The organism is Endozoicomonas sp. ONNA2 (genome assembly GCF_024606365.1).
Classification (GTDB): Bacteria; Pseudomonadota; Gammaproteobacteria; order Pseudomonadales; family Endozoicomonadaceae; genus Endozoicomonas.
In genome coordinates, this window is the sequence record NZ_JAHHPO010000368.1 from 1 (window position 1) to 15019 (window position 15019).

At 43.4% G+C, this 15019-nt stretch carries 16 protein-coding genes and 1 pseudogene; 6 read left to right on the forward strand and 11 right to left on the reverse strand.

Annotation, left to right across the window (positions count from 1 at the left end; genetic code table 11):
• Positions 1 to 269 precede the first annotated feature (269 nt).
• Both KDK14_RS06670 and KDK14_RS06675 read left to right on the forward strand, forming a co-directional pair.
• Positions 270 to 512, forward strand: a complete 243-nt coding sequence (locus tag KDK14_RS06670) for a type II toxin-antitoxin system ParD family antitoxin (protein WP_257264247.1) — start codon at positions 270 to 272, stop codon at positions 510 to 512.
• The gene (locus KDK14_RS06675; protein ID WP_257264248.1) at positions 509 to 847 is read left to right on the forward strand and encodes a type II toxin-antitoxin system RelE/ParE family toxin; all 339 of its coding nucleotides are present in this window, start codon (positions 509 to 511) and stop codon (positions 845 to 847) included. Before KDK14_RS06670 ends, KDK14_RS06675 begins: the two co-directional genes overlap by 4 nt.
• Positions 848 to 1028: 181 nt before the next feature.
• Here KDK14_RS06675 and KDK14_RS06680 read toward each other — a convergent pair.
• Positions 1029 to 1544 (reverse strand): annotated as a pseudogene (locus KDK14_RS06680) (GDP-mannose 4,6-dehydratase); the annotation flags it as partial.
• A 153-nt stretch (positions 1545 to 1697) separates the two neighbouring features.
• Here KDK14_RS06680 and KDK14_RS06685 point away from each other — a divergent pair.
• The gene (locus KDK14_RS06685; RefSeq protein ID WP_257264249.1) at positions 1698 to 1928 is read left to right on the forward strand and encodes a type II toxin-antitoxin system Phd/YefM family antitoxin; all 231 of its coding nucleotides are present in this window, start codon (positions 1698 to 1700) and stop codon (positions 1926 to 1928) included.
• Positions 1925 to 2320, forward strand: coding sequence for a type II toxin-antitoxin system VapC family toxin (locus KDK14_RS06690; protein ID WP_257264250.1), 396 nt, complete (start codon positions 1925 to 1927; stop codon positions 2318 to 2320). The genes KDK14_RS06685 and KDK14_RS06690 overlap by 4 nt, the downstream gene beginning before the upstream one ends.
• A 92-nt stretch (positions 2321 to 2412) precedes the next feature.
• On the opposite strand, the gene KDK14_RS06695 is transcribed toward KDK14_RS06690, so the two are convergent.
• Both KDK14_RS06695 and KDK14_RS06700 read right to left on the reverse strand, forming a co-directional pair.
• Positions 2413 to 4458, reverse strand: a complete 2046-nt coding sequence (locus KDK14_RS06695) for a polysaccharide biosynthesis protein (RefSeq protein WP_373691044.1) — start codon at positions 4456 to 4458, stop codon at positions 2413 to 2415.
• 202 nt (positions 4459 to 4660) lie between these two features.
• Complete coding sequence (locus tag KDK14_RS06700; protein WP_257264252.1) at positions 4661 to 5836, reverse strand: DegT/DnrJ/EryC1/StrS aminotransferase family protein; 1176 nt, start codon at positions 5834 to 5836, stop codon at positions 4661 to 4663.
• 203 nt (positions 5837 to 6039) lie between these two features.
• Between KDK14_RS06700 and KDK14_RS06705 the strand changes: the two genes are divergently transcribed.
• Positions 6040 to 6333: a type II toxin-antitoxin system HigB family toxin gene (locus KDK14_RS06705; RefSeq protein WP_257264253.1), complete on the forward strand. Its 294-nt coding sequence runs from the start codon at positions 6040 to 6042 to the stop codon at positions 6331 to 6333.
• A gap of 23 nt (positions 6334 to 6356) precedes the next feature.
• Positions 6357 to 6803 (forward strand): type II toxin-antitoxin system HigA family antitoxin, encoded by a 447-nt coding sequence (locus KDK14_RS06710; RefSeq protein ID WP_257264255.1) that lies wholly within the window; start codon positions 6357 to 6359, stop codon positions 6801 to 6803.
• Positions 6804 to 6944: 141 nt separating this feature from the next.
• Here the strand turns inward: KDK14_RS06710 and KDK14_RS06715 are convergent, their stop codons facing one another.
• The 8 genes from KDK14_RS06715 to KDK14_RS06750 are packed head-to-tail and all read right to left on the reverse strand — an operon-like array spanning position 6945 to position 14735.
• Entirely contained in the window at positions 6945 to 7622 is a 678-nt protein-coding gene (locus KDK14_RS06715) for an HAD family hydrolase (protein WP_257264256.1), read from the reverse strand.
• Complete coding sequence (locus KDK14_RS06720; protein WP_257264258.1) at positions 7619 to 8602, reverse strand: ATP-grasp domain-containing protein; 984 nt, start codon at positions 8600 to 8602, stop codon at positions 7619 to 7621. Before KDK14_RS06720 ends, KDK14_RS06715 begins: the two co-directional genes overlap by 4 nt.
• A 56-nt stretch (positions 8603 to 8658) precedes the next feature.
• Positions 8659 to 9414 carry a sugar transferase gene (locus KDK14_RS06725; protein ID WP_306671481.1) on the reverse strand — a complete coding sequence of 252 codons (756 nt, stop codon included), beginning with the start codon at positions 9412 to 9414 and terminating at the stop codon, positions 8659 to 8661.
• Between the two features lie 2 nt (positions 9415 to 9416).
• Positions 9417 to 10580 carry a nucleotidyltransferase family protein gene (locus KDK14_RS06730; protein ID WP_257264259.1) on the reverse strand — a complete coding sequence of 388 codons (1164 nt, stop codon included), beginning with the start codon at positions 10578 to 10580 and terminating at the stop codon, positions 9417 to 9419.
• 32 nt (positions 10581 to 10612) lie between these two features.
• Positions 10613 to 11800 carry a glycosyltransferase family 4 protein gene (locus KDK14_RS06735; RefSeq protein WP_257264261.1) on the reverse strand — a complete coding sequence of 396 codons (1188 nt, stop codon included), beginning with the start codon at positions 11798 to 11800 and terminating at the stop codon, positions 10613 to 10615.
• A gap of 4 nt (positions 11801 to 11804) precedes the next feature.
• Positions 11805 to 12986, reverse strand: a complete 1182-nt coding sequence (locus tag KDK14_RS06740; RefSeq protein ID WP_257264262.1) for a phosphotransferase — start codon at positions 12984 to 12986, stop codon at positions 11805 to 11807.
• A 2-nt stretch (positions 12987 to 12988) separates the two neighbouring features.
• Positions 12989 to 13642 carry a hypothetical protein gene (locus tag KDK14_RS06745; RefSeq protein ID WP_257264263.1) on the reverse strand — a complete coding sequence of 218 codons (654 nt, stop codon included), beginning with the start codon at positions 13640 to 13642 and terminating at the stop codon, positions 12989 to 12991.
• Positions 13643 to 13646: 4 nt separating this feature from the next.
• A complete protein-coding gene (locus tag KDK14_RS06750) occupies positions 13647 to 14735 on the reverse strand; it encodes a glycosyltransferase family 4 protein (protein WP_257264264.1) in 1089 nt (362 codons plus the stop codon).
• Positions 14736 to 15019 lie beyond the last annotated feature (284 nt).

Sequence of the window (15019 nt, forward strand, 5' to 3'; positions counted from 1 at the left end):
TGAACTCGATCTCCGTTCATCCTGAGCTTGTCGAAGGATGACTGGCACAATACATTAGGCCGGAGTTCACGCCCTTCGACAGGCTCAGGACGAACGTAGTTTTGGGACCAGGAAATGTGCAAATTATTTCAGGACAATTCCTAACGCAACTAACACAACGCCGACTCGCTCATCAGGTTTGCCTCAGTCTTGCCTGCTTGACTTACGGGTGCGAAATACCATAATCAGGTACATATTGGTATTCCCTGTGCGCTATGGAGACGAAGAAAATGGCTAAAAACACCAGTATAACCTTGGGCGAACACTTTGATAGTTTTATTTCCGACCAAATAGAAAGCGGCCGTTACGGCTCAGCCAGTGAAGTTATTCGGGCTGCTCTGCGCTTGCTTGAAAGTAAAGAAACGAAACTGCACACCCTCAGAAATTTACTCATTGAAGGCGAGAAGAGCGGCATTGCCGAGTATGATTATGATACTTTCATCAATGAACTCGATGGTGAAGACAAAAAATGAAGCCTTTTGTCCTTACCAAGCAAGCCAGAGCAGATTTGATAGCAATAGCACAATTTACAATGAAGCGCTGGGGCAAAGAGCAAAGGAACCTCTACATTAAGCAATTTGACGACACCTTTCATCTATTGGCAGAAATGCCGGAAATAGGTAAATCATGCGATGAAATAAGAAAAGGCTATCACAAGTTTCCTCAAGGAAGTCATCTGATTTTCTTCAAACAATCGAGTAAAAATAGAATTGAAATTATCAGAATCCTTCATAAAAGCATGGATGTTGAAATTCACCTTGCCATCAATGGCAATGATCTCACCAGGGGATGTCCTTATAGCCATTGAGCCCAATGGCTTTGGGGGCTTTCTTGATTTTCCCTGACCCACAACTACTCCCTCACCTCATACCCATGCGCTTTCAACAAGGCATGTTGCCTGGCCTTGGCCAGGTCGTACTCAACCATCTCGGCAACCATCTGTTCAAGCGTAGTGGTGGGCTCTCAACCCAACCTGGCCTTGGCATTGGATAGTTCACGGTAATCCAGTAAACATACATCTTGGCCACGGCATAAGGCGATCGCGGGTAGAAGGGCGTGGTTTCCTTCTGGGGAATCTCTTGCACCAGGCCGTACAGCTCCGAAGTAGAGGCCTGATAAAAGCGTGTTTGCTTCTCTAGCCCTAAAAACCGGATGGCTTCCAGCAGTCGCAGCGTACCCGGGGCATCCACATCGGCAGTATACTCAGGAGACTCAAACGACACCGCCACATGAGACTGGGCCGCCAAATTATAAACTTCATCTGGCTGCACTTCTCTGATGATACGAGTGAGATTGGAGCTGTCACTCAAATCACCATAATGCAGCTTGAAATGTTAATTTCCATGTGAGGATTTTCATAAATATGATCCACACGCTCGGTATTGAAAGAAGAAGAACGACGTTTAATACCGTGAACTTCATACCCTTTTTTTTAAAAGAAACTCGGCCAGGCAAGAGCCATCTTGCCCAGTAACACCGGTAATTAAAGCGACTTTTTTGGACATCTTTATTTAGCCATAGTTGTTATTTAGCCATAGTTGTTGGTAATGGGAAATTTGGGATAGTGATTGGTAATGAGGATATGAGTGTACAGAAAGACTCACAACTCCCGACAACCTGCTATATTGTACAAAATACATGTACAACAAGAGGTCATCATGGAACAAATTAATATCAGTGAACTACGGGCCAACCTGCTCAGTTATCTGAAAAAAGCCCAGGCAGGCCAGCCGTTTACCGTTGCTTCCAATGGAGAAGTGCTGGCCACCATCGCCTCACCGGATGCCCTGAAACAGTCGGCCAGGCAAGCACTGGATGAGCTGGCGCAGGATGCCAAAGCGGATGATATCATTGCAGATTCCCGGGAAACCTGGAAAGCCAGCCAATGATTATTCTGGATACCTGCACCTTTATCTGGGATGCCCTCAGCCATCCAAAACTGACAAAAAAAGCCAAAGAGCATATTCTGCTGGCAGAGCAAATGGAGCAGCTGCTGATTTGTGATATCACACTCTGGGAAGTCGCCATGCTAGTCAAAAAGAAGCGGCTGACCATTGCATCCACCGCAAAAAAATTCAGCCAACTCGCCCTGCTGGCCAGAAATATAAAGGTATTACCCATAACCACAGAGATTGCTGAATTATCGGTAAGTTTTGATCATGCCATCAATCAGGATCCGGCAGGTCGTTTAATTGCGGCGACCGCCCTCATTAATAAGGCAAGCATTGTAACCGCTGATCAGAATTTGCGTAATAGTAAACGACTGAAAACGATTTGGTAATCAGTTCCGGGAAAGTAAACGGTCATAATATGAGAGTTCCTGGTAGCCATTCACCCATAACAATCAACACCAAATAACCAAACAAGTTAACGCTATTCAACAGTCTCAATCAGGCGAGATTTCTTGATGTTTGTTCTTTGAGCAGAAGACTGAAACAGCCAGTCAACCAGGATACTATCGGGTTTAAAACCCGAAACGAAATCAACCATAATGCTCCGTGCTTTATCATAGTCATGACGCTCTATGCAGAGCAGTATCCTTTCAATACCCTGAGTCAGGGTCCTCCAGTCAGAACTCTCTTCCATCGCCCGGTAGATCAGGGGATGATGGGTCTCACTGACATTGTCGCCAATCAAAAGCTCCTCGTAGAGTTTTTCACCGGGCCGCAAGCCAGTGTATTGAATTTCAATATCGCCCTCCGGGTTGTCATCATTCTTTTCCATAAAACCGGACAGACGAATCATATGTCTGGCCAAATCGGCAATTTTAACGGGCTCGCTCATATCCAACAGAAAAACATCACCACCGGCCCCCATCGATCCAGCCTGAATCACTAACTGGGCCGCTTCAGGAATCGTCATAAAATAACGGGTGATGTCCGGGTGGGTTACCGTCACAGGGCCACCGGAGCGGATCTGTTCCCGGAACAGGGGAATGACTGAGCCGCTGGAGCCCAGCACGTTGCCAAAGCGAACCATGGTAAACCGGGTGTGATTTTCTATGGGTTGATGCAGCTGTTTACCAAACATTGACGGATGCATTAATGCCACTTTATCTTGTTTGCTGAAAGCCTGTAAAACCTGCTCAGCAAAACGTTTGGTAGCGCCCATTACATTGGTAGGGCGCACCGCCTTATCTGTGGAAATAAGCACAAAATTAGCAACCTTCCCCACCATCGCCGCCTGTGCCGCATAAAGAGTACCCATAATATTATTTCTCACACCCTGGGAAATATTATGCTCGACAATAGGCACATGTTTATAGGCAGCTGCATGGTAAATCGTGTCAATTTTATAAGCGCTGATGACATCCAGCAGACGACGGGGGTCATTAACCGAACCCAGGACGGAGACCAGGTCAAAGCTCAAACCAGCATGTTCTTTTATCTGCCGGATTTCCTGTTCAATCCGATACAGGTTGTATTCAGAGTGATCAAACACCACAAGGCTTTTGCACTCCAGCCTGGCGATCTGGCGACATAACTCCGAACCAATTGAGCCCCCTGCTCCGGTAACCATAACATTCAACCCATGAATACAGCGGTTTAATAGTTGACTGTCAGGCTGAACCGGCTCTCTGCCAAGCAGGTCACCAATTTCCACCTCCTTGATATCCTGAATTTTCAGGCGACCACTGACCAGGTCATCCATACCTGGCATGGTCATGACAGGAATATTCAAAGCTTCCAGGTCGCGCAAAATAGACTTACGCCTGGATTCGGACAGCGAAGGCATCGCCAGCAATACCTGGTCAACAAAGCCTTTCTCAACCAGTTCGGGTAATTTACCGCTATGGTGTACTTTTCTTCCATAAACGGTTCTGCCCACCATGGCACTGTCGTCGTCCAGAAAGACCACCGGCCTGAATTCCCAACCACGATCCAAGGCAGAGACTAACTGGCACCCTGCTTCCCCTGCCCCATAAATGGCTACAGGTTTGCCTCTTTTAATGTGATCAGGTTGAGTGGTAATGGCAAACGGCGTTAACAAAATATCCTTGATTTTGTGGCCTGCCAGCCAGTAACGGGCACCATATCGGGAAATGCCCAGTATAAACAACAGAATCAATCCAAAAAGGAAAGGAATACTTCTGGGTACAGACCAGCCTAAAACATAAGCTGATATTATGATGCCAGTAACCGAAAGCACCGTTGTCCGTAAAATCGTCAGGGTAACCTGTGGCCCTACAAATCTGAGCACTGCCCGATAAAGGCCCAAGCGTATATTGATGGGCAGGCAGATAACCGGGCACAGGAGGCATAGTTTAAAAAATAGTACCCTGTGATTATCAAAGTCCTCTATACCCAAACGGACGACAAAGGATAAAAACAACGCCAGCCAAATGATTAAAACATCGATCACCAGACTGACAAGGCGTTTTTTTGTCCTTGATAAGGAAATTAATCTGTTTCTGAGCATATAGCGAATAACACGGTCTTGAGAACTGCTTTGAAGTTTTGCCACTTGTCAGGCTGCAAAACAGTAAAATACATAAAAAATGATAAATTCAGAATTAAAGTACGATTTAAAGATCATGGTATGGCAAGCTTCCCGTAAAGGCATTTATCTTATCTTTTGCGGGTAACGGAAAACGACTGTAAAGGAAGGTAAACCAAATTGTTTAAGCTGAAGCCTCACTGATAACTTGCTGAATCACTTCACAGGTTTTCGCAATTTCAGCCTGGGCCAAAGTCGGATGCACCAGAAACATCAAACTGGTTTCTCCCAATTCCCTGGCAGTCGGCAGTCGTTCTTTGGGCCGGAACTCAGTGTTATCAAACGCTTTTTCCAGGTAAACCTCAGAGCAGGACCCCTGATAACAGGGAACACCCGAAGCGATAATCTCATCAATAATCCGGTCTCGATCCCAGCCTGCTTTCAGTTGTTCAGGCCGAACAAACACATAATGCTTGTAACAGCCATGCTCAACCCCTTCCGGAATTTCCGGTACCCGCAGGGCAGAAAATGTCCGGCAAACCTCATTAATTGCCGCAGCATTGGCCTGCCGTTGGCGGGTCCATTGGGGCATCCTTTTTAGTTGGATGCGACCTATCACCGACTGCATCTCGGTAATACGCCAGTTGGTACCAAAGGAATTATGCAACCAGCGGAAACCCAGCGGGTGTTCGGTGTTGTATACCGCGTCGTAACATTTGCCGTGGTCTTTATAAGACCACATCACTTTCCAAAGGGCTTCATCGTTAGTAGTAACCATGCCGCCTTCGCCGCCGGTGGTCATAATCTTGTCCTGGCAGAATGACCAGGCACCGATATGGCCGATGCTGCCTACCGAACGGCCTTTATATTTTGCTCCATGGGCCTGGGCGCAATCTTCAATCACATAAAGGTTATGCGCGTCGGCCAGATTCATAATCGGGTCCATATCACAGGGCAGCCCTGCCAGGTGGACACAAATAATGGCTTTGGTGCGTTCCGTTAGCACTGCCTGGATGGTTTCGGCAGTGATATTCTGGGAGTCCCGATCCACATCGGCAAAAACGGGTTTCGCACCGGCGTTGACAATGCTGCTGGCCGAGGCGAGAAAGGTTCGAGGCGTAACTATGACCTCATCACAGACACCAATCTTCAGGGCATGGAGTGCCAGGCCCAACGCCAGAGTTCCGTTAGCCAGAGCAACGGCATAATTGGTTCCACAGTATTCCGCGAATTCACGTTCGAACTCACGGCTTTCAGTGCCAGTCCAGTAATTGACTTTATTGGACAACACTACACGGCTGACCGCATCGGCCTCTTCCTGGGTGTAGGAAGGCCAGGGGGAAAAGGGGGTGCCTAGCATGTTTTTTCAAACTGAGTAATTAAATTAATGGAAAAACTCGCTACCTGCTTCCCGTAGTCCGTTATCCGAAAAAGATAAGAAAAAACGCTTAACGGATAACGGACTACGGGAAACGAACAGCGGCTTTAAGTGAACTACTATGAAATACCAAAAGGATTGACGGTAAAAATTGCAAAATCTCAAATTGAGATATAAGGTTAACAATGCATATCATTGCAAAGCGAAAGTTCTCTGAAGCGGCAAGAAAGTACCCGCAGCACGCCGGGGCCATTATGGAAACCTACCAGGTATTGAATAAAAACAGCTTTGTGGATATTCATTCCTTAAAAAAGATCTTCAAAACGGCAGAGCGTTTTCGTCATGACAAAGATGCCTATGTCATCGATATTGCCGGTAATCACATCCGGCTGATTGGCATTCTTTACTTTATGAGTCAGAAGCTCTTTGTAAAGCACATTGTTGACCATAAGGGTTACGATGAAATCACCAAACGCTAATGGAAAGGAGGAAGTCTGTGAACATGAACAATTCAAAAGGCATGGCCGAATTAACCCGGCGTTTTCACCATTTACTGGAAGTTGCCCCCTTTCTGGAAGGCATCAATAACGAAAACGAATATCAACAGGCCCTTGATGCCAAGGAACTGTTGTACAGAACCATCGGCGATAACCCGAATGATCCCAGAAATCTCCTTCTGGACATGATCGCCCAGAAAATAGAGCACTATGAATACCAGACAGACCCGGTGCTTTCCCAGTGGGACCAACAGGATGGCACAATTGCCCTGATCAAAATATTAATGCGCCAACACGACCTGACTCAGGCCGAACTGCCTGAGATCGGCAGTCAGGGTGTTGTTTCGGAAGTATTAAACGGCAAGCGACCGCTGAACCTGCGACAGATGCAAAGCCTGGCTGAACGGTTTGATTTGCCGGTGACTCTTTTTCTGGAGCATGCGGGGCATTGATTGTCGTTGTCCGCTTTCCGTTGTCCGAAAGAGATAAGAAAAACGCTCTTACGGATTACGGAAAACAACTTGTCCGCTTTCCGTTGTCCAAAAAAGACAAAAAAGTACTTTTTACGGATTGCGGACAACGGAAAGCGGCTTTTAGGGGGTAGCCAATAGGCTAAGAACTTCACTTAAGATTGAGACTTGAAATTGTGCTTGATATTCCGATTTAGAAGCTGCTATGTAACGATACTCACCAATGTCGGATAGCAACTGAATGGTCTTCCAACCGCGATGATTTGGCGTAATAAAGTCTTTCACTGGATTATCTGCAATATAAACACATTCAGAAGGTTTCACATTGAGAGCATTCTCTGTAGCGACATAAGGCTTTTCATGAGGCTTCCAGTATTCTCTACCTAATTCATCCGTCACACAGATACAATTGAAGAACTCAGTAATACCTAATGCTTCAATTTTATTTCTTTGAGCGACCTGATAACCATCGGTGATCAGGCCTGTTTTATAATTGATTGAGCAGTACTCAAGAACATCAATGGTAGCCGGATCGAGTTGAATAACTGGTTTATGGCTTCTGTACACATCAACCAGTTCTTTTATAAAGTCATCCTGCCAGTCAAAATTAAGTTGAGTCAGGGCTTCATTGAAAATTGCCCCCCTGTGCCCTTCAGCAAATAATTTGGTAGCAACCGGATAAAACCTCTCAATATTGCAATACTGAGCAAGGTATTGATCAACCGCTTTAAAACCACTATCAACATAAGCATGTTCCGGATAAAGGGTATCATCCAAATCAAAAACAACCGCTTTGATCAACGGATATCTTCTCCCCTGACAATAATTTCATCGTCATAGCGCAACATGGCAAGGTCATCCTGCCAACAATCCTGACGGGCCTCACAGGGCTGGTCAGTGAGTTCCTGAATGATCCACTTCGGAAAATCCGCGCCAGCATGCAGGCTAAGAGGGTGACCACCACCAAACCGTGGGTTGATCTCAATAAAACAAATCCGGCCATCCGCTTGCTTAAAGCATTGCACAGTCATACAACCCAATGCATGAGGCAGTTTCTCTACAGCATGGGTAGTTGCTGATATGATTTCAGGATCATAAACGGTCAACCCTTTACTAACTTCCCCGGCCCGAGTTTCCAGCCGTTTGCGAGGCACAACACAACGGACATTGCCATTGAAATCCACATAAGCATCGCAGGTAAATTCATCGCCCTGAATATACTCCTGCACAATGGCATTTTTTACATGCTGCTTAAAAAACTTCAGTTCTTCTAAACTGTTAACCTTATTGACACCAATGCTGCAACTTCCATCCCATGGTTTGATGAGTAATGGAAAGTCAGTAGTTTGCAGTCCGTCAATTTCAGCTTCAGACAAAACCCTGGGAGTATCTATGCCATTTTCTGTAAAGAACCGGCAGGTATTATTTTTATCGAAACAGATTTCATTCGTGGCTGGATCACAAACCAAAACCTCAGTTCCTACTTCTCTGAATTTATCTTTGTTCATAGAAAGCAATGTTAGATCAGTATCAATAAGAGATACTAAGAGGCGTATATTATGCTCTACACAAATGGATAATAATTCAGGAATATAATCCGCAGATGAAACCCTTGGTACTAGTAACCGCTGATCTGTTACAAACGATGCCGGGGCTGACTTGCCAGCATCTGCCGCATAAACTGTGCCGCTAATATTCAGTTCATCAAGTGTTTTTTTAAAATGTCGAATTAATGAAACACGCCGACCCGCAGCAGCAAACAGGATGTTAAATTCAGTCATGGAAAGTCTAATAATCAGTAAACGTAAAATTATGGCTAAAAACCAGAGGACGATAATTAATGGTCAACTTTTTTCTTAAAAGATTTAACTTTTAAATCGTCAAGCATATCAGTCTTATGATCATCAGCCAACAGACTATCAGTAACATCTTGCTCAGTCATCGAATCAATCACATCGGTCTTTTCACAGATAACGGACTGCGGATTACGGACAACGCCTACTGGGATTCCTTCAAAAAAGGGCATCGTCGCATGATCATCCGAGCTGATACCTTCCCTAAGTAGCACCTTCTTAACCGTTAAAAACAAAATTTTAATATCCAGCCAAACCGACTGGTTATCCACATACCATACATCCAGCTTGAACTTCTCATCCCAGGAAATAGCATTTCGACCGTTGACCTGGGCCCAGCCTGTAATACCGGGTTTTAGAGCATGGCGACGATACTGCTCTTTAGAATAAAGAGGTAGATATCGCATTAATAAAGGCCGGGGTCCCACCAAACTCATATCGCCTTTAAGCACATTCCAGAACTCTGGCAATTCATCCAGGCTCGCCCGGCGCATAAAGTTACCAAAAGGTGTAATTCGTTCAGCATCAGGCAATGGCTTACCATCAGGCCCATCGGCATCACGCATGGTTCGGAATTTGATCATTTTGAATGGTTTGCCATCCTGACCAGGGCGTATTTGGCGGAAAAAAACAGGCCTCCCCATGTGTTTTGAGACTTTCCAGGCAACAAAGATCATTACTGGCAAAAACAAAACAAGAGCAACACAGGCCCCAAAAATATCTAATATCCGCTTTAACATGATTAAGTATTTACTCGCAGTAGAACAAGGTTTGCCAGTCGCTTACAGTGGTAATAAGGCAAGAGCCAATTACTTTTAAAATGATATTGCTCTTTCATTATTTCAGATTTAGGAAATACACCGGCCACTAAATCAGAAAAGTGGTCGTAAAGTAAACTAACAAAAATAATATAACCAAATTTACTCCACTTAGGCGCATCTGGCTCAAAGATACCAACCCTTTGTAACCATGCAACCATAAGCTTTACTTTCCATTTAGCAGGTGAAAGTTCTTTTAAAACGCTGTCAGGTATTGGTGTTTCAAGCAAACTTTTAGCCATAGCCAAGGACATAAAAACAGCTGTTCTTGTTTTAAGTTGTATCACTCGTTTGACAAAAGCAGACCAGTCGACCTTTTGAGATGAAACTATACGATCTACATCAGTATGGAGGCGGAAACCGGGGGCTCGTACAAACGTGTGCTTTGCGGTATGGAGCGCCACCTGCAATAAATTATCTTCTGGTGACAAGAGTTTAACATCAGAACCTTCAATAGGTATTGATCGCTGAATAAGATAATCAGCATCAGGTTCCTGATCCGGTTGAATCCAGCGCCCAGCTACAGGGCGCCACTGAAGTTCAAACCAGAGATGTTCTCCACTTGGAAGATTTACGGAATATTCTGCACCACCACCATGTTCAGCAGCTTCCAGGCTATCATCTTCAAAAGGGCAGCGAAACTTTAATTTATAATTTTCATGTGTGAGAACTTTGTGAGCCTTTCTGAATAGTTTTTTGCTCACAAGAACATCAACATCACCCATAGGACAAGCACCATAGTAGGGGTACATTCCACGAGTGATGCCGCTATTTTTCAAGGCTACTAGCGGTATCCCATTATTGGCAAGCAATGATGATACTTTATCCAGCTCATTCATATAAGATTCAATTCGCTGGCTAATCTTATTATATTCAGCCATCCAGTGTTCTGGAATATCACCAGAAAAAACCTTATCCAGAGCATGAGCAACAATGGGAACAACGCCATTCAATGATGCTTCCTGGAATAGCTTTTGATCCCCGACTGCGTTATATAGCGAACGGATTTCCTGATTATTCAAGTAATTGTAGTGTCGAATGCACAGGCAAAGGAACCTTTGAGAATCTGACAGTTTGAATTCAATCATTAATATAACCCAAATATCACTTCAAATTTTTTTCATTTCTCTAAGGGAAGTGAATTGATAAATAAACCAGTACAAACAGCTCTTGAATAGGTGTTAACCGCTGCTCTTCTTGCTTTTTTACGGAGTAGGCACAACCTTTCAGGATCATCGGCCAACATACTGATAGTTTTTTCCAGTTCATCAGGCATGCCGGGGGTTATAGTAATCCCACAATCAGCCTTATTTAATGTTTCAGAAACATCATTTCTACCATGACAAATCCCTATCACGGCTGAACCAGCCGCCAGATAGTAATACATTTTGCTGGGAACCATTAATCCCTCTGCACCTTTATCCAAGGCAACCAGAGCTATATCACCTAATGCCATGGTGTATGGTAGTTTTTCTTCAGGCTGGAAAGGGAGTACATCCAAATTATTCAATTGATGCTTGTCACGAAATTCGCAGGCATCCTGCCACTTTGCGCCTTCTCCAATAAAAAGGAACTTTATATCCTGACGCGAGCGAAGCAGGCGTGCTGCTTCAAGCATGCTATCGATATCATGGCTAATGCCCATATTGCCGGAATATAACACAGTAATAACACCGGCTTGGCCAAGTTCATCTGCCAAAGGGTTGTCCAATTTTGGGATGGGCTGGATTCGTTGGGTATCAGCCCAGGGAGGCACAATACCAACTTTACCAAGTGGCGTACGCAGCGGGTCAAACTGCGCTGCCAGCTTTTCCGCCATAACCGGCCCTATGGTATATACCGCTGCAGCTTTTTCCCAAACAGAGCGATTAACTTTTCTCCACAGCCTGGTAACTATCGAGACTTCACTAAGAACCCCGAAGCTGACCATAGTGTCAGGATGCAAATCGTAAACCAGAACAACATAAGGCGTATTTCTTATGCAGTTTACCAGCCAGGCTAAAGGGCCGAGCAGCGGGGGGTTTGATACAATTAATAATGCCGTACTTTTATCCGCTATTAACATCGACCACAAGCTGATAACTGCATAATGAAGCCAACTCAAAATACGGGTAATTTTATTTTTCCTGTTGTATGCAGGAGCAGGCTGAATCCTGAGTTTATCTGTCTGACTGCCTAAGCGCAGTGTATCAGGGTGCCCCGTTTTTAAAATACAGCCCTCGGGCATCGCATCGGCAAGGTCTTCCGCCAGCTCCCTGAATAAAGGACCCGCCATTTGGTTCAATAATAAAAATTTGCTGATCTTCATCGATTTAAGCAAACTGCCTGATTAATAGAAATTCTGATAGCCATGGTCTGAGTGATACTTCCTTGTCAGTAATAGACTCAGCCGCAACCTCTTTAAGTTTGACCAGGCATTCTTCCAGTAAGAACAAAGGTAAAAGCAGCTTGTGTGAATACACGAAACCAATCCCGGACCATCCAACAACCGCTTTCAATAGTTCAGGATTGTGAAGCAGGTGGTCATAACGTTGTGCAATACCCGTGCTGAATCTGCTCATCAGCCCGTAGCATAATGCATCATAAGCACGACACCGTTTATCCGCATATTCCCAGTCGATAATCCAACACTTGCCATGGTCATACAACAAGTTCGCTGGCTGAAAATCCCCATGAGTCAAGGCTAATTCGACCTTATGATCAGCGTAAACACTAAGGGCAGATTGCAGATTTTTAATATAATCGGAAAACCGAATAATCAGGTCCTTTGATAAAGAAGGTTCTATAGCATTGAAAACAACTTTTATTGCCTGATCAACAACAACCAGGTAGTCAGAAAGCAGGCAAAAGCTTGAGGACTCATGATAAAGCCTGACCATGGCCTTATGGGCAAACGCTAAAGCATCATCGACAGTGTGCTGGGCACCTAACCTGTTAAGGGGCAGCCCCCTGATACGTTGCTCTATATACCAGGATTTTGATGGTGATAACTCAAGAACAGCGGGCGAAGGAAGCCATGGATTGTTTTGCCGAATTTCTGCATCCGTGCTTGTAAATAAAGGATTAAAACCGGGTTTATAGAAAACAAAACAACGCTCATTAGCTACATCCACAGCCCTGTGACTATGATTGCCGGGAATAAATACCCAGTTACGCACTTCGGAAGGACAACTCCCTATCACAAACCGGCCAGATGTAGCAAAATTTTCAAATGGCTGCCTGACTGCGCCGTAAATATAGGTTTGTTGTAGCTTACGTCGATACCATTTTGGGTTATATGCAAATTCACAAGTAAGGCTTAAAAGGAGTTTTCGGGGAAGATTGTCTGGGTAAATAACGTTCAGATAATCGTTAGCGATAAACGCAGAACCGATGGTATTTTTATCCCAACTCATCTTTCCAGTCCAACCAACATAATCTCTAAGAAACCCGGATAAAGCCAGAATGAAGCCCTGTTCAAAATCTTCTCGCTGGCGAAGCAGCTGTATTCGCATCGTTAAGCTGCCTCAATATGATTACGTATAATGGTTTGTATAACCTCAACAGGCTGCTGACAGTCAATCTTGAAAAACTGCTCGGACGGGAAATGCTTTTCATCAAGGTAGTATTTGAGTCTCCATTTAAGCGTTTCCGGAGAATCTGGAAACGGCTCATTTTTTAATTTGGAACGCTCAAGGCTGACATCGACAGGGACATAAAGGAGGAATGATTTGTTAGGCTTAGGTGCAATAAGTATAAGCACTCGCCACATAAAGCTTCCTGGATTGAAAGTATCACCAAAATTGCGTTTGAAATCTAATTTAGTATCTTCTATGTACCGGTCGCAAATAACAACTCGCCCTAGTAGTAAATTGAATCTGGCATATAATCCATAGTAAATTATCAAGTCAAAAATAGCTACAGCCATCCATAGGGAGGAAACTGAGCCTTTTCTGAATAATCGCTCTCTTTCTTTGCTATCACTAGCTTCAGGTAATTTCTTTCCAAACAATTTTCTTAAAATCATTTTGAGGAATAAAAAAACTGGAGTATATCCACCTCTAGCCCATAAGTATTTAATACTTAATTGTTTCCTTGATAAAAACGACTGAAGCAGTTTAATCTGAGTTGATTTACCTGAGCCATCAGAGCCCGAAAAAACGATTATCATATGTCTAACCAAAAATATTTGACTTAACTAAATCCCTAAATCTACGCTCAGTAAATCTTACTTTGGAACTCTTAAAATTATTAATCTTAATATCTCTAACAGCGCTTGGATGATTAAAGATTTTCTCAAAAACACTAGCCAATGAAGCTGAATTTTTTGGCTTCACTATATATCCATTATCTGACTCTACAATTTTAGAAAGATAATTAAAATCAGATGTTATAATGACACAACCCATCCTCATTGCCTCAATAATTGAAAGAGGAAAAGCCTCACAACTGTAGTAAGTTGGTAAAACAAAAACGTCAAATTCAGATAGAATAGTGTATTTTTCCAAGCCAGTGACAACGCCATTATAACTTATAAAGTTTTCACAGCCTTGGATTGCGGAAAAAAAGAGATCTTTTACCTCGCTTTTAGTCATTTCAGAGTCAGATGTAAAATCACCATAAATACATAAATTTATATCATACCCCTTTTCTCTAATAATCTTAACTGACTCAATGGTTTCGAAAATCCCTTTTGACAGCATAATGCTAGACAAGTAAATAGCAGATACTTTTCCATCAAAATAAAATTTGATATTTCTTAGACTAACTGTATCTGCAACAGACTCATAAAAGTTCTCAACAACATAGATTTTCTTCAGAGATGAAACACACGAAACCTGTTCCTTCATTGAATCATGCAATACAATATGCTTATCAACTCTACTGTACGTAAATTTTAAAATAGCTCTATATACAAAAGATCTACTTTCGTAAAACGACTTAAAATCCGCTCCATGCAAATGATTGACAACAACAGCTTTCGAAAACCGAAGAAGATAAAGAAGATATACATCCCTTAACGACCCAAAAAATGAGCGAGAACATAAAAAATACACATGCGTAGGTTTAAAAATGAATAGCGAATAGAGAACCTGAAATAAATATTTAAAAAAATACAATACTGATAATAAAACGTTGTCTGATCTAAACGACGTCATTACTATTTCTTTATCACAATCAATATCATCTACAATAGATTTAAATGCTATAGATTGACCATGATATGGGGGAGGGAGGGTACCAACTAAAAGTACTTTTCTCATACAGCAGGCCTATTATTTCTGGGGCTTTTACAGGTTGGCGGATGAAAAGTGAGGGGTTGCAACAGAAATAGCCTTTAGAAGAAGATTGATTTGTGAGGATCAAAACTTCTGAAGGATCAGACATGTCTGCACGGGAAATTCATGAAGACCCACAGCCCGCCAGTACCTGGGTGAGGCAGGGCGATAGAACCGGGCGTACGATCATCCACTAAATGCAAAACTTGACTTCCTGTCCTGCTTATTTTGCTATCATACGAACGATCGTATTGCTTTGCTTTCTCAAT

Coding starts and splice junctions, on each gene's coding strand:
- KDK14_RS06670 (WP_257264247.1), top strand. CDS start 270: ATGGCTAAAAACACCAGTATAACCTTGGGCGAACACTTTGATAGTTTT.
- KDK14_RS06675 (WP_257264248.1), top strand. CDS start 509: ATGAAGCCTTTTGTCCTTACCAAGCAAGCCAGAGCAGATTTGATAGCA.
- KDK14_RS06685 (WP_257264249.1), top strand. CDS start 1,698: ATGGAACAAATTAATATCAGTGAACTACGGGCCAACCTGCTCAGTTAT.
- KDK14_RS06690 (WP_257264250.1), top strand. CDS start 1,925: ATGATTATTCTGGATACCTGCACCTTTATCTGGGATGCCCTCAGCCAT.
- KDK14_RS06695 (WP_373691044.1), bottom strand. CDS start 4,458: ATGCTCAGAAACAGATTAATTTCCTTATCAAGGACAAAAAAACGCCTT.
- KDK14_RS06700 (WP_257264252.1), bottom strand. CDS start 5,836: ATGCTAGGCACCCCCTTTTCCCCCTGGCCTTCCTACACCCAGGAAGAG.
- KDK14_RS06705 (WP_257264253.1), top strand. CDS start 6,040: ATGCATATCATTGCAAAGCGAAAGTTCTCTGAAGCGGCAAGAAAGTAC.
- KDK14_RS06710 (WP_257264255.1), top strand. CDS start 6,357: ATGAACAATTCAAAAGGCATGGCCGAATTAACCCGGCGTTTTCACCAT.
- KDK14_RS06720 (WP_257264258.1), bottom strand. CDS start 8,602: ATGACTGAATTTAACATCCTGTTTGCTGCTGCGGGTCGGCGTGTTTCA.
- KDK14_RS06725 (WP_306671481.1), bottom strand. CDS start 9,414: ATGTTAAAGCGGATATTAGATATTTTTGGGGCCTGTGTTGCTCTTGTT.
- KDK14_RS06730 (WP_257264259.1), bottom strand. CDS start 10,580: ATGATTGAATTCAAACTGTCAGATTCTCAAAGGTTCCTTTGCCTGTGC.
- KDK14_RS06735 (WP_257264261.1), bottom strand. CDS start 11,800: ATGAAGATCAGCAAATTTTTATTATTGAACCAAATGGCGGGTCCTTTA.
- KDK14_RS06740 (WP_257264262.1), bottom strand. CDS start 12,986: ATGCGAATACAGCTGCTTCGCCAGCGAGAAGATTTTGAACAGGGCTTC.
- KDK14_RS06745 (WP_257264263.1), bottom strand. CDS start 13,642: ATGATAATCGTTTTTTCGGGCTCTGATGGCTCAGGTAAATCAACTCAG.
- KDK14_RS06750 (WP_257264264.1), bottom strand. CDS start 14,735: ATGAGAAAAGTACTTTTAGTTGGTACCCTCCCTCCCCCATATCATGGT.